Below are 14,185 nucleotides of genomic sequence, written 5' to 3'. Positions count from 1 at the left end.
CTTTTTGAACACTTTCGCTTACTGGACTCCACTATCAATAATTAATCGCTTTTGAGATGTGTCCATTTCTGCATGAACACCTAAAGGAATTGAAATATGCGGGGAGCAATGACCAAATTTGAATCCCTTTAGAGCAGGTATATTTGCTAAATAAGTATAATGAGAGATTACTTCGTCAAGCTCGAGTGAAAGCTCTCTTTCAGGAACACAATTATTAAAATCTCCAATAATTAGGCCGGATGCTTCGGAAAGCTTTCCAGCCATATACAATTGATTAAGCATGCGATCGATAGAACGCGGTTCTTCATTTATATCCTCTATTAAAAGCAGCTTTCCTTTCGTATCAATCTCAAATGCTGTTCCAATCGTGCTAGCAATAAGAGATAAATTTCCTCCAGTGATCTCGCCGCCTACTTTTCCATCAATTAAAACTTCCAACTGGGAGAGGTCATTTGGATACTGAATCGAGGCTGGTTCAAACAATTGCTTAAAATATTCCTTAGATACAGGATCTGCATCGACCTTACCAATATCTGATGCAAGCATCGGCCCATGAAAGGTTATAAGCCCCGTCTGCTGCCGGATAGCCGTATGCAAAAAGGTAATATCGCTGTAGCCCCAGAATATTTTGGGGTGATTTTTAATCATCTTATAATCTATCTGTGAAGCGATTCGGCCAGTTCCATATCCCCCACCCGCACAAATAACAGCCTTTACTTCACTATCCATAAACATCGTATGTAAATCCTCTAGCCGATCCTTATCTTTTCCAGCCAAATAGCCATACTGGTCGTAAACATGCTTTCCAAGCTTTACCTTCAGTCCTAATTCCTCTAAAAATGCAAAGGAACGCAGTAAATTCTCCTGATTTGGCGGGCTAGCTGGTGCAATGATGCCAATCGTATCTCCTATCTTTAACCGCTGTGGCTTTACTCCCATGCTGTCACATCCTTCATTTTATTGATCTTTCTTTACATCCATATTCAGTGAGGGGGATAAATAAAGGTCGTCTAATGGTTTCTTTTTTTAAAAAGGGATGTTCAAGCGAACATCCCCAATCAAGATACAAGTTTTCTTAATTTTTATCTGCCCATTTCAGTTCCAAATAGCCAACTGGATGGCGTACGATACCTGTAACAGCCTCATTTTGTAAATACACTTGATTATAGAAATGAATTGGAATGATAGGCATTTCTTCAAAGAGAATCTTTTCTGCCTTATACATCATTTCGTAACGTCTCGTTTCATCCGCTTCATTTTTTGCATCTTTAATCAATTGATCATATTCCGCATTGCTCCAGCCTGTACGGTTCATCGAATGACCTGTCTGGAAGTTTTCCAGGAAGTTGATTGGGTCAGCATAATCAGCAAGGAAAGAGCTTCGAGAAAGCTGGAATTTTAGAGCTGTTTGCTCCTCAGCAAATACATTCCATTCCATATTTGCCAGCTTCACTTCAACACCTAGATTATCCTTAAACATCTGTTGAAGCGCTTCAGCAATTTTCTTATGCGTATCACTCGTACTATACGTTAATGTTACTTCTGGAAGCTTTTCATATCCTTCTTCTTCCATCCCTTTTGCAAGCAGAGCCTTTGCTTCTTCAATATCAGTTTTCACAAGATCTCCAGCTGTTTCGCGGAAGTCATTTCCTGCTGGATCATTAAAACCGTAAGCAACAAAACCGTAAGCAGGCTTTTCTTTATTTTTTGTTACAAAGTCTACAATTTGCTGTTGATCAACCGCCATTGCAAACGCCTTACGAATATTTACATTTTGGAAAGGCTCCAATGTTAAGTTAAATCGATAGAAGTAATCCCCTGCTTGATCACCAACCTGCACTTTCCCTTCTGAGAATAGCTGCTCGCTTAAATCAGCTGGTATATCAGAAACATCTAGATTGCCAGTTTGATACATTTGATATTCCGTATTTGTGTCATCCACAATCGCCCAATGGACTTTATCTAGCTTTACTGTACCCGCATCCCAGTACTGGTCATTCTTTTCCATTAAAAAGTGGCTGTCATGCTCCCATTCTGCTAAATTAAATGGGCCATTTCCAACGAAAGTTTCCGCCTCAGCAAACCACTGCGGATTCTCTGCTGCAACCTTCTCATTAATTGGAAAGAATGCCGGGTTAGTGATTACACTTAAAAAGTATGCCTGCGGACTGATTAATGTCACTTCAAACGTTTTTTCATCAACCGCTTTAACCTTTACATCATCTGCAGATCCCGCTCCGGTGTTAAATGCTTCTGCACCCTCGATAAAGTAGCCTAGGAAGGCAGCTGGAGAACCAGTTTCTGGATTTAATAGACGTTTCCATGCAAACACAAAGTCACCGGCCGTTACACTATCACCATTTGACCATTTGGCATTTTCCCGAATATGGAATGTATAGGTTTTCCCATCTTCAGACACATCCCATTTTTCCGCAGTCGCAGCTTCAGGTTCATGGTTTTGGCTTAAACGGGTTAAGCCTTCCATTAAATTATTTAATCCGCTCCATGAGACAGCATCGAAGCCAATTGGCGGATCAAACGAGGTTGGTTCCATTCCATTATTAAGATAAAGAATCTTTTCAGTCACTGCTTCTTCCTTTGTACCTTCTTCTTTATCAGTTGGTTTAGGCTCATTCCCTGTTTCCTGTTTGGCAGTACAGGCAGCCAGCACAAAAATCAATAAGCACGTTAACAACAAAGATACATACTTCTTCACGCCACTTCCCCCTCTTTTTTTATGTTTCTAGCATTTCTAATTTCAGCTATATGATAATGGCTGAAAAAAAGAACAAACTACTTGATACTAGCAAGCATTTTTATGGCGCGCTCATCCTGCAGCCAGCAATCTACATGATGTTCCTGACTTAGACGGGTCTTAAATGGGTATTTCCGATCACAAACTTCCATGGCATATGCACATCTAGCTGTAAAAGGACACCCTGTCGGAGGTGAAAACAAATCAGGAGGTGAACCGCCAATCGGCACAAGCTCTGTTTCTTCAATATCAAGACGCGGAACAGAATTTAATAACCCCTTTGTGTAAGGATGCTGAGGAGTATAAAAAATCTCCCTTCTCGATCCTGCTTCCACAATTTTTCCTGCATACATAACCACCACCCGATCCGCAACCTGTGCGACTACACCCAGATCATGGGTGATGAGAATAATGGATACGCCTGTTTTACTTTGTATTTCCTTAAATAAATCTAGTATTTGGGCTTGTATCGTGACATCCAAAGCTGTTGTTGGTTCATCAGCAATCAAAACTTCCGGCTGGCAGACGAGCGCCATCGCAATAACAATTCGCTGTCTCATCCCTCCGCTAAATTGGTGGGGATAATGCTTTAAACGTTCAACTGGGTTTGGAATCCCAACAAGATCCAGCATTTCAAGTGCTGTTTTTTTTGCTTCCTGCCTTGTAACTTGTTTATGCTGTAAAACCCCTTCAATGATTTGTTCGCCTATTGTGATTGTTGGGTTCAAAGCCGTCATCGGGTCTTGGAAAATCATCGATATGTCTGCCCCGCGGATATTTCTCATTTGCGGTTCTTTCACTGCTGTTAAATCCATCCCTTTAAAAAGTATGGAACCATGCGTAATTTTTCCAGGCGGGTTGGGAATCAGCCGCATAATACTTTGAGCGCTTACGCTTTTCCCGCAGCCTGATTCACCAACAATCGCTAATGTTTCCCCTTTATATAAATCAAAGGTAACGCCACGAACAGCCTTGACTTCTCCACCATAGGTTTTAAAAGAAACATGGAGATTTTTTACCTCAAGAATCTTTTCCATGCTGCTACCTCCTCAACTTCGGATCAAGCGCATCCTGCAGCCCATCCCCTAGTACATTAAATGAAAACATCGTCAGAGAAATGAAGAAGGCTGGAAAAAACAACCGCCACCAATGTCCTGATAGAATCGTAGACAATCCATCACTAGCCATGGAACCCCAGCTCGCCAAAGGGGGTTGGATTCCTAAGCCAAGGAAGCTTAAAAATGCTTCTGCAAAGATCGCTGAGGGGACTGTTAAAGTCATTTGGACAATAATTGGACCCATTGTATTTGGCAATAGGTTTTTCTTTATAATTCGAGAGGTTTTCGTCCCAAACGTTTTCGATGCAAGTACAAATTCGTAGTTTTTGATTTGAAGAACCTGTCCTCTAACAATTCGTGCCATCCCAACCCAGCCGGTAATAGATAGAGCAAATATGATTGTAAACAAGCCAGGGCCCATGACCACACTTATTAAAATAACGACAAGTAAATATGGGAGGCCATACAAAATTTCTACAAATCTCATCATGATATTGTCTGCTTTCCCGCCTTTATAACCAGCAATTCCTCCATAAACGACTCCAATAAGAAAATCGATTAATGCGGCAACAGTTCCGACAAACAGGGATATTCGTGCTCCAAGCCATGTCCTCGAAAAAACATCCCTGCCTAATTCATCCGTCCCAAACCAATGCTTACTGGAAGGAGGCAGATTTTGATTGACAAGCTTTTGCTCTGCAGCATCATGTGGTGAAATAATCGGTCCAAAAATGGCCATTACGATAAGGAGAATAAGAAATGTTAATCCTGCCATGGCTAACTTATTCTTCAGAAGGCGCCGCCATGCATCCTGCCAGTAGGATAAGCTTGGTCTTACAACCGCTTCTGCTTCCGTTTGATCCTTTACTTTTGGAACAAACCATTCATCAGGAATATTCGGTTCAATATGATGTTCATGCGGTTTCCTTAGTTCCATTAGCTTCCCTCCTTTTTATGCAGCTTGATCCGAGGGTCGAGGATGCCGTAAGCAATATCAACTAGAAACAGCATCATAATGAGAATCGCACTGTAAAATACCGTCGTTCCCATAATGACCGGGTAGTCGCGCTGGTTAATACTCTCTACAAAGTATTTTCCCATCCCCGGGATCGCAAAAATTTTCTCAATAACAAATGTCCCAGTTAAGATGCTTGCTGCCAGAGAACCAAGTACGGTTACGACTGGCAAAAGGGCATTCCTGAGGGCATGCTTAAAGATGATTTTCACTGGTGAGAGGCCTTTCGCCTTCGCTGTTCTTATATAATCCTGTGTAAGAACCTCAAGCATACTGGACCGGGTTAATCTTGCGATAATCGCCATCGGTCCTGTTGCGAGCGCTAATGTCGGAAGAATCATATGCTTTGGGCTCACCCATGTGGCTACAGGCAAAATTCCCCAATTTACAGCCACCTGCTGAATTAGAAGGGTAGCCATAACAAAGTTTGGGATGGATATGCCAAGCACTGCTATCGTCATCGCGGTATAATCAAGAATCCCATTATGACGAAGTGCAGCAATGATTCCAAGCGTAATTCCCGAAATAACCGCTACAATTAGAGTAACGATGCCCAGTTCGAAGGAAACCGGAAATCCCCTTCCAAGCATTTCATTAACTGTTTGAGATGATTTTTTTATGGATGGCCCAAAATCTAAAGTAACAACAGATTTCAAGTACAATCCATATTGAACAATTAGCGGTTCATCCAAATGATAGTATTTCTCCAAGTTTTTCTGAACGGTTTCATTTGTAGCTCTTTCCTCATTAAAAGGAGATCCTGGCACAGAGTGCATGAGGAAAAAGGTTAGTGTAATAATTAGCCAAAGAGTGACAAGCATGGCAATGAGGCGTTTTACAATGTAAGCTGTCATCAATTAACACTTCCTAACAGAATGATGTTCTCATCGCTAATTCAATCATCACAAGCATCGCTCGATACGCTTCTAAAATATCCTTCGCCTGGAAGCGCACAATCGTCGAATTTTCTTCTATTTCTGTACCAGGCATTAAATGAGCCCATTCTGCCTGCCCATAGTTGGCAAATTCAATTCTCAAAAGCGGATTATCCGGTGGAATCAGCGGTTTCACTAAATCTTTTTTCTTTAATGCGGCTAAAGTCTTTTCCTTTAGAAGTTCTCCTGCCTTAGCCGGCGTCAATGATTTAACAGCTGAACGAGTAATCGTTTCCTTTACAATGGCAGTTGTCACATTCGGGATAAGCTGTTCTGCTTCCAATGCTGCACGGTCGTCCCCTGCCACGAGAAGAACAGGTACACCATAGTACCCTGCGACATAAGCATTAAATCCCATTTCACCAATTGCCACATCATTGATATACATATTTCGGACACCAAAAATCATTGAATGGGACATCACACCTAACTTAGATGCCCTCGCATGATAGCCAATAAACATGGCACCTGAATAAGAAGAATCCAGCCCTTGGACCATAGAGTAAGGCTTTACATCTCCAACAATTACCTTTGCCTCCGGATGTAGCTTTTCTATTAATAGATTATTCATTTTTGAATGGCTGTCATTCACTAGAACCTCTTGACATCCTTCATTAAAGGCCGTAGAAATCACATGATTTGCCTCTTCAGTCATAATTAAACGACTTCGTTCGTAGTTATGTTTGGAAGAGTCAACATGTGTATGATCAGCAAGTCCTGTTATTCCCTCCATATCAACTGAAACATATAGCTTCATTTACATCCCCCCTGTTATTTCATATACTATTTTCCTAGATTCTATTCCTATATTTGTTGCAGTAAGAATCTATTAAATAAAAAAACCAGCTGTCAGAGAAAAACACTAATCTCTAACAGCTGGATTTCATCTGCGAACAACAGAAAAAGCAGCATATTATTTATTCTTTATTTGCAAGTATTTTATATGAGCATTTTTAAACGCAACCATTAATGCTTTTTGCGAGGATCCAAAATAGCGCTGCTCAATTTCCTCAGTTAACCTATCCACTTCCAAAATCGATTGTCCTGCAAATAATGAATGGACAAAACGAGTAGTCAAGTCAATAGTTGATGAGCATTCCGCGTCAATAATCTTATCTGTTTTCCTATCAATAACAAGACCTACGAAAAAGGCATTATACTGCTGCATGATAGGATTATTGGAAGAAGTTTTGCTATCCCCGACAACATAAACAGTGCCCTGCTGGTACATGAACGTGCCTCCTATAGAGCAAGGATATTACATGAGGTGTTCATGCGAAAAACATAAACATTCAATGTAATGCATAGCTCTTATTAGAATTGTAATATAACGGGGTAGGCTTGACAACTACTTTATTTGACTTTTCTAAATATTTTATTAATTTATTATTAAGAAGGGAGGCTTTCATCCATATATGCTAACCCTTGATTAAATAATTGCTCTGCAGTTATTAGCACTTCTCCTCCACCTTGGGCAAACAGATCATTTCCTCCGCCCTTTCCATTAATTAATAGCAAAAGTTTATTTGTTATTTCTTTCATACTTGGACTTGGGACCTTTCCTTTTGCACAAACAAATTGCAGCTTTTCTTCTGCATCATTCACGAAAAACACAACAGCCTCCTCTGATTGAGCCGTAACAAATCGAGCTAGCTTTTGTACCTCCTGAATCGGTCGATTATTAAATTGTTTACTTATCATTAATCCGTTGCCTGAAGATTTTCCGTTAGCAAGAAGGTCCTTTGCTTCATATGCGACAAGTTCATCTTTCAATTCCTCAATAGATTTTTCAAGCATCTTTTTGTCTTCGCTTAGCTTTTTCGCCGTATCTGCAAGACTTTCTGCAGGTGCATTCAATATACCAGTCAAACGTTTGATTTCCTTTTGCTTTTGGTGAAGCTGATTGAGCACACGGTCACCGCAAACAAAATGCACCCGGATCTTTTTCCGTTGTTTCTCCCAATCTAAAATTTTGATTGCCCTTACCTCTCCAGTTGAATGGGGATGAGTTCCGCCACAGCCGTTGTAATCAAAATCAGGAATAATCACAAGACGGATATTTTCATTTACTGAAAGCTCTTTTCTTAAACGATAGGAAGATAGCTCGTCCATAGTTACCCATTTCGTTTCAATGGCGCGGTTCTCAAGAATGATTCGATTGGCTAAACCCTCTGCTTCACTCGCTTGCTCGTCTGATAGCTCCTCAATATCCAGATCGATTGTTAGCACTTCATTCCCTAAATGAAAACTAACTGTAGCATAGCCAAACTGTTCTTCAAAAGCTGCAGACAAGATATGCTGACCAGCATGCTGCTGCATATGATCAAATCTTCTTTCCCAGTCAATTTCACCAGTTATTTCGCCAGGTTCACTGATCGGTTGGGCTAAATAGTGGCGGATCTCCCCATTTATTTCCTCAACATCAGTCACTTTTATTCCATTTAGCGTACCTGTATCATGAGGCTGCCCTCCACCTGTTGGGTAAAAGGCTGTTTCCTCTAAAATGGCATACACTCTTCCTTGTTCATCCTTTTGCTGATCCTTTAAATGAGTTCTAAATGATTTTATGTACGGATCTTGATAATATAATTTATTTTCCAAAGAATACATCCTCCAATTTACTAATCTTTTATTGCTTTATCTGCAATAAATATTTGAATTGCGAAGTTTATTTGGCAAACCTGAATTTGCGGAGATCCGCTTTTTTGAAAACCTGATGCTTTACTTGTAGATTCCTACCTTTTTTACAAATGCTATCTGCTGCCTCTTTCATAATATTTCTTCATCTCATCTTCAGGAACCATGCTGCCGCCAGTCCCCCAAACGATATGTGTAGCATTTATCAGAGAGTCTTCCAGCTTGTCATTCCCTCCTGCCTTCGCTTTCAATAGCTTTACAGGTCCTAAAAATCCTGCAAGAGCAGATGGTTCAAGATAGATTCCTTCCGTATCAGCTAGTATAGTCAGCAAAGTAAATAATTTATCATCATTTACTGTGTAGATCCCGCTAATTTCTTTTTCTAGGAACTTTCCAACAAAGCCCGATGGCCTGCCAACTGCAAGTCCATCTGCCTCTGTTTGATTATCTAAGCCAAAGTCTTGGACCGAAACCTGATCATGCAATCCTGTCATTAAGCCAAGGAGCATACTTGGCGAATGTGTAGGCTCCGCAAAAAAACAATGCACATGCTCTTTAAATACCTGCTTTAGTCCGAAGGTTATCCCTCCAGGTCCGCCTCCAACACCACAAGGGAGGTAGACAACTAGCGGATTTTCCTCATTAACCTGAATGTTCATATCCTCCAGCTGTTTCTTTAACCGAATGGCAGCCACAGAATATCCTAGAAAAAGATGACGGGAGCTTTCATCATCAATAAAATACATATGAGGATCCCCGGAAGCCTGTTTCCTGCCCTGTGCAACTGCCTCGCTGAAATCAGAATTATGCTCGACTACATTTACCCCTTTTGCTCTAAGCAAGTCCTTCTTCCACTTCTTTGCATCTGCTGACATATGAACATATACGTTAAAGCCTAGCTTTGCACTCATGATGCCGATGCTTAATCCCAAATTTCCTGTTGATCCAACTGCAATTGAATAACGGGAAAAGAAATCTTTAAATGCTTGTTCAGCGAAGATTGAATAGTCATCCTCCAAGGATATCATTTGATGCTTCAATGCTAGATCTTCCGCATACTTTAATACTTCATAAATACCGCCCCTTGCTTTAATAGATCCTGAGATCGGCAGATGACTATCACATTTCAGCAAAAGCCGGCCTGGTAAATCTAAATGATTAATTTGCTCCAGTTCCCTTTTCATTTGTGGAACGGAAATGAGAGGAGACTCGATCAATCCACTATTGCCTTCTGTTTCAGGAAAAACTTTTGCGATATAGGGCGCAAATCGGGATAGGCGCTTCTCGGCATCCACAATATCTTTAAATGTAAGTGAGGATGGTATAGACATTGTTTGGTACTTAGGATTTGTCCAAAAAACTTCCTGGAGATTTATTATTTCATTCATTAACGGGAGCTCTTTTTGCCATTCAACAAGTGTTCTTCCTAAAATAGCTTTCTCAGACAATATGGCCACCTCTATTCAAAAATGAAAATCTATTAATTCAAATTTGCCTGAAAGAAATTTATTTTTCAAGTAAGGATAGGTGAATAAGTTCAAGTTTTATACATGTATGCCGGCTTGAGCTTGTTATTGCGACCACCTATATATTTAGTGCATACAAAAACAAGCAAGCGATTAAATAGGTCGCTTGCTTGTTTTTCTTTATATTTTAAAACGATTGGCTAGTTTTTCCATTTGATTGGCTGTATGAACCAGCATTTGAATGGCTGCAGAGACTTCTTCCATGGACCCGGTTTGTTGCTCAGAGGAAAGAGCTACATCCTGCATTTGGCTGGATATCTCCTTTGAAATGGATGCGATATTGATAATTTGCTTATTTGCAGCACTTATCTCCTCCTGAATTTCAACTGTGGATGTAAGGACTTGCTCAACTTCTTCACTTAATCCTTTCGTTGAATCCTTTATTTCATTAAAAGAGCGGCCAGCATTTTTCACCTTTTCCATTCCAATTTGTACAATCTTATTTCCTTGCTCTGATAGTTGAACCGCTTCGGTGGTTTTGCTTTCAATCTCAAAAACAATTGATTTTATGCTTTCAATACTTTTTGATGTTTCTTCAGCTAATGTACGGATTTCCTCCGCAACAACAGAAAAGCCCTTCCCATGCTCGCCAGCCCTAGCACTTTCAATTGAAGCATTTAGAGCAAGCAGATTTGTCTGTTTAGACACATTCATGATTATATTCAATATTTCTTTTACTCTAATCGATTTATCCATTAGCTCATGCATCGTCTTTGAAACATTCGTTGAACTTAACCGAATATCGTCCATCTGTTTAATCGATTCCCCAATAATCACATTTCCATTTATTGCAAAATCAGAGACTTCTCGTGAATTTTCTGTAGTGATTTTTATTCTATCTGCAATCTCATTTGTTTGTGAAGCAATTTTTTGAAAGCTGGCTTGTATATGTTCTGCTTCTACTGCTTGATGATTAGCTGCCTCAGCAACGTTTTGAAAGGTAGTAGAAATTTCCTCAACAATATCTACCACTTCTGAAGTATTGGCGGATAGCTCTTCAGTCGATGATGCGACTTCTTTAGAGGTTGAAGCAGTTTGAATGAGGGCACTCTTTAAATTATCAACCATTATATTGAAGTTTTCATTCAGAATTCGTATTTCTCCAGTTGCTTTTATCGTGGCTGCCTCTTTGCTTAAATCACCTTCTGAAATTCTCTTCGTATATTCTGTCAGATGCTTTAATGGCAGAATTGTTTTTCTAACATACAGGATAATAATTGTTCCGGCTGCAAGCAATGAAATAATTCCAACGATAATGGTAGACGATACCATACTCCAAGTTCTTTCAGTTAGTATCTCTGCATCGAAATCAATCGCACTAATTGCAACAATTTCTCCATCCATATCATGATTTTTAAAAATAGGAGCATATCCGGTCAAGCGTTTCATCCCTGAATAGTCGTAAACATCTGAGAAAACTGGGGCACGCGTTTCGAGAAGTGCAGTTAAAATATCCTCATCAACAGGTGTCATATCTCCTGCTTTAATTCCTTGTTTGTTCGATTTTTCATCAGGAACGAGTACTTCCCCTTTGATAGACATAAGATACTGGTTTTCAAAAATTGGCTTATGCGCAATAGTCCAGTCAATTTTTTCACCAAGTTCTGCAGCCTGTGAAGGTGTTAGCGAGTTCAGACTGTCAATATCATTACTTGTTAAAAGACCAGTAGTAATATTCGCACAGCCAAACAGTTCAATGCCAGCTGATTCCTTAACCTTTAAATAGGTCATTCGATAGTTTGCAAACGAAATAACCGTTAAACTCACAAAGATAACAACAGATACAAGACCAATCAGCTTTGTTAGAATGGATCTTTTCAAAGTAACCCTCTTTTCCACATTTAACATAGTAAAAATTTCCTGCTCTGATTATAAATGATTCATTTTACCCAAACTGTAATAATAATCACTCCTTTTTAAAAACTTTGTATATTCCCATCACATTTTGTCGGATTTTCCGCTAATCGAAATAAAAAGACACGAGACTAATTTTTAGCCTCGTGTCTTTTGTGATCGCTTTATTTTTATTCAAATCGGTATACACAGCCTGTAACAAACTGTAGCCAAGCATATACACCTGTTTTGACAGTCTCTGCAACGATTGAATCCTTGCTTGGATCCAAGCAAACAAAATCAATATGCCGAACGGCAGAGTGTTTTCCTACTTCAAGCAGTACATCGAATAGCTCTATTGCGGAAAATCCTCCTGGTGTAGATGCTGGGACACCTGGTGCAACAGAAATATCAAGCACATCCATATCCACTGTGACATATATGCGATCCACCTGCTCGGCAAGTCTCTCCAATGCATCCTGAATCGTTTTTACTACACCATCTTTTCTTGCTTGCTTTAATGTCACCATTTGAATCTTGTGCTCTTTTGCATAATCAACTAATGGCTTGGCATTAAAATATCCATGTAACCCAACATTTATTACATTTTCTCCCTTGACTGCATTTCCATCTATCAATTGTCTAATTGGTGTTCCATTTGCCGGCCCTAATTCTCCTGGGTCTCTTACATCCAAATGCGTATCAAGCTGTAAAATTCCGATTGTTTCCTCAGGATAGGCATCCTTTACTCCTCTAACAGCGCAAGCAGTTGTGGAGTGATCACCGCCAATCATACATGTCAAAGCATTCGGATAGTCAGCGGCTAATGCCTTAGTTGATTCCTGAATTCGCCGGTGAGATAAAAGGATATCTGTCGTATGCATTACTACATCCCCTGCATCCCCCACCCGAATAGAGGTTAAATCGATATCCTCATCCAGATTATAAGTAGCATAGCCTTTCCACATTCTGCGGAATTCTGTGGGATAAAGAGATGCACCAGAGACACTGATTGATGAACGTGAAATCGGTGCCCCGTAAAGAATGAGGTCCGGTGATTCAGCGAATTTATCTAATGGCTGAACCCAGTGATGAACATATGTTGGTTGCTCTTCTGTTTGATTCCACGACCATTCAGGCTTTTGCAGCCAATTATTCTTCATAGTTATCCCACCACCTGAATGCCTTTTTTCCAAACCTTTTTGACATGATTAACACCGAATAAGTATTGTAATTCCTGATAATTTTTTACGTTCCATAGAACGATGTCCGCTTGTTTTCCAACCTCTAGTGAACCAACCAAATCCTGTCGGTTGATAGCACAGGCTGCATTATATGTCGCTGCTGTTAATGCTTCCGCAGGAGTTAGTCTCATCGAGATACAGGCCAAATTCATAACAAGCGGCATCGACGTTGTCGGTGAAGAGCCTGGATTGCAATCTGTAGAAATAGCTACTGCCACTCCCTCATCAACCATTTTCCTTCCAGCCGCTGCACCTTCACGCAAATAAAGAGCTGTTGCCGGGAGCAGACAAGCAATTGTTCCCGCTTCCGCCATTGCTTTAATTCCTTCATCCGATGCTTTTAATAAATGCTCAGCTGAAATTGCTCCAACCTTGGCTGCTAACTCAGCCCCACCGTATGGCTCAATTTCATCAGCATGAATTTTCGGAGTTAAACCCAGTTTCTTTCCGGCCTCTAAAATTCGCTCCGATTGCTCAGGTGTATAGACGCCTATTTCACAAAAAACATCGTTAAACTCAGCTAGCTTTTCTTCAGCGACTACTGGAAGCATGTCATTAATAATATGATCGACAAATTCATCTTCTTTGCCTTTAAATTCAGGAGGCACCGCGTGTGCACCCATAAAAGTAGGAACAAGATCAATGGCGTGAGTTTCTTGCAATCGCTTCATCATCCGCAATTGCTTAATTTCTGTCGCAAGGTTCATACCATACCCGCTTTTTCCCTCAACTGTCGTAACCCCATGCTGAAGAAAAGAATCAAGCCTGCGAGATGTCTGCTTAAACAGCTCCTCCTCTGTTGCTTCACGAGTCATACGGGTTGTAGCATGAATTCCTCCGCCGGCATTCATAATTTCCATATAGGTTGCACCTTCAAGACGCATTTCAAATTCACGCTCACGGCTTCCGCCATAAACAACATGTGTATGAGGATCAACCAAACCAGGAGTAACTAAATGTCCTGTCGCATCAATAATTTCTGCTTCATGAGCCTTTAAGGCATACTGTTTTTCTAACTCGATCGTTGTTCCCACAGCTAGAACTTTACCATCTTCAAGCCATAAACTGCCGTCTTCAATTAGCCCTAACTCAGACATCGTTTCTTTTGAACGCGGACCATTAATGTCGGAAGCAAGTGTGGCAAGCTGAGATATATGTTTAATCCAAATTGGCTTTTTCATT

General features: G+C 40.3%; 12 protein-coding genes. All 12 read right to left on the bottom strand.

Annotated features, from left to right (window positions below):
• Positions 1–18: 18 nt before the first annotated feature.
• Positions 19–939, bottom strand: a complete 921-nt coding sequence (locus ASU02_RS18375) for a S66 peptidase family protein (protein WP_057766316.1) — start codon at positions 937–939, stop codon at positions 19–21.
• 136 nt (positions 940–1,075) lie between these two features.
• Entirely contained in the window at positions 1,076–2,716 is a 1,641-nt protein-coding gene (locus ASU02_RS18370) for a peptide ABC transporter substrate-binding protein (protein WP_057766314.1), read from the bottom strand.
• Between the two features lie 77 nt (positions 2,717–2,793).
• Positions 2,794–3,792: an ABC transporter ATP-binding protein gene (locus ASU02_RS18365; RefSeq protein ID WP_057766312.1), complete on the bottom strand. Its 999-nt coding sequence runs from the start codon at positions 3,790–3,792 to the stop codon at positions 2,794–2,796.
• Between the two features lie 4 nt (positions 3,793–3,796).
• Positions 3,797–4,750 carry an ABC transporter permease gene (locus ASU02_RS18360; protein WP_057766309.1) on the bottom strand — a complete coding sequence of 318 codons (954 nt, stop codon included), beginning with the start codon at positions 4,748–4,750 and terminating at the stop codon, positions 3,797–3,799.
• Positions 4,750–5,682 carry an ABC transporter permease gene (locus tag ASU02_RS18355; protein ID WP_057766308.1) on the bottom strand — a complete coding sequence of 311 codons (933 nt, stop codon included), beginning with the start codon at positions 5,680–5,682 and terminating at the stop codon, positions 4,750–4,752. The genes ASU02_RS18360 and ASU02_RS18355 overlap by 1 nt, the downstream gene beginning before the upstream one ends.
• Before the next feature lie 13 nt (positions 5,683–5,695).
• Positions 5,696–6,520, bottom strand: a complete 825-nt coding sequence (locus ASU02_RS18350; RefSeq protein ID WP_057766305.1) for a M55 family metallopeptidase — start codon at positions 6,518–6,520, stop codon at positions 5,696–5,698.
• A 156-nt stretch (positions 6,521–6,676) separates the two neighbouring features.
• Entirely contained in the window at positions 6,677–6,994 is a 318-nt protein-coding gene (locus ASU02_RS18345; protein ID WP_057766303.1) for a DUF3870 domain-containing protein, read from the bottom strand.
• A 158-nt stretch (positions 6,995–7,152) separates the two neighbouring features.
• Entirely contained in the window at positions 7,153–8,364 is a 1,212-nt protein-coding gene (locus ASU02_RS18340) for an alanyl-tRNA editing protein (protein ID WP_232426292.1), read from the bottom strand.
• 152 nt (positions 8,365–8,516) lie between these two features.
• Positions 8,517–9,848 (bottom strand): D-serine ammonia-lyase, encoded by a 1,332-nt coding sequence (locus ASU02_RS18335; protein WP_095396739.1) that lies wholly within the window; start codon positions 9,846–9,848, stop codon positions 8,517–8,519.
• 198 nt (positions 9,849–10,046) lie between these two features.
• On the bottom strand, positions 10,047–11,747 hold the full coding sequence (locus tag ASU02_RS18330) for a methyl-accepting chemotaxis protein (protein ID WP_165571547.1): 1,701 nt from the start codon (positions 11,745–11,747) through the stop codon (positions 10,047–10,049).
• A gap of 203 nt (positions 11,748–11,950) precedes the next feature.
• Positions 11,951–12,922, bottom strand: a complete 972-nt coding sequence (locus tag ASU02_RS18325) for an agmatinase family protein (RefSeq protein WP_057766297.1) — start codon at positions 12,920–12,922, stop codon at positions 11,951–11,953.
• 2 nt (positions 12,923–12,924) lie between these two features.
• The gene (gene hutI, locus ASU02_RS18320) at positions 12,925–14,184 is read right to left on the bottom strand and encodes an imidazolonepropionase (protein WP_057766295.1); all 1,260 of its coding nucleotides are present in this window, start codon (positions 14,182–14,184) and stop codon (positions 12,925–12,927) included.
• Position 14,185: the final 1 nt, after the last annotated feature.

The sequence above is a fragment of the Cytobacillus praedii genome (genome assembly GCF_001439605.1).
In the GTDB taxonomy this organism is placed as follows: domain Bacteria; phylum Bacillota; class Bacilli; order Bacillales; family Cytobacillaceae; genus Cytobacillus; species Cytobacillus praedii.
Note: the sequence above shows the minus strand (reverse complement) of the source record. Positions and strands in the feature narration are given on the sequence as shown.

Bases quoted from the DNA above. Each gene is read 5' to 3' on its own strand.
- ASU02_RS18325 (WP_057766297.1), bottom strand. From the start codon at position 12,922: ATGAAGAATAATTGGCTGCAAAAGCCTGAATGGTCGTGGAATCAAACA.
- ASU02_RS18355 (WP_057766308.1), bottom strand. From the start codon at position 5,682: ATGACAGCTTACATTGTAAAACGCCTCATTGCCATGCTTGTCACTCTT.
- ASU02_RS18365 (WP_057766312.1), bottom strand. From the start codon at position 3,792: ATGGAAAAGATTCTTGAGGTAAAAAATCTCCATGTTTCTTTTAAAACC.
- ASU02_RS18375 (WP_057766316.1), bottom strand. From the start codon at position 939: ATGGGAGTAAAGCCACAGCGGTTAAAGATAGGAGATACGATTGGCATC.
- ASU02_RS18360 (WP_057766309.1), bottom strand. From the start codon at position 4,750: ATGGAACTAAGGAAACCGCATGAACATCATATTGAACCGAATATTCCT.
- ASU02_RS18350 (WP_057766305.1), bottom strand. From the start codon at position 6,520: ATGAAGCTATATGTTTCAGTTGATATGGAGGGAATAACAGGACTTGCT.
- hutI (WP_057766295.1), bottom strand. From the start codon at position 14,184: ATGAAAAAGCCAATTTGGATTAAACATATATCTCAGCTTGCCACACTT.
- ASU02_RS18345 (WP_057766303.1), bottom strand. From the start codon at position 6,994: ATGTACCAGCAGGGCACTGTTTATGTTGTCGGGGATAGCAAAACTTCT.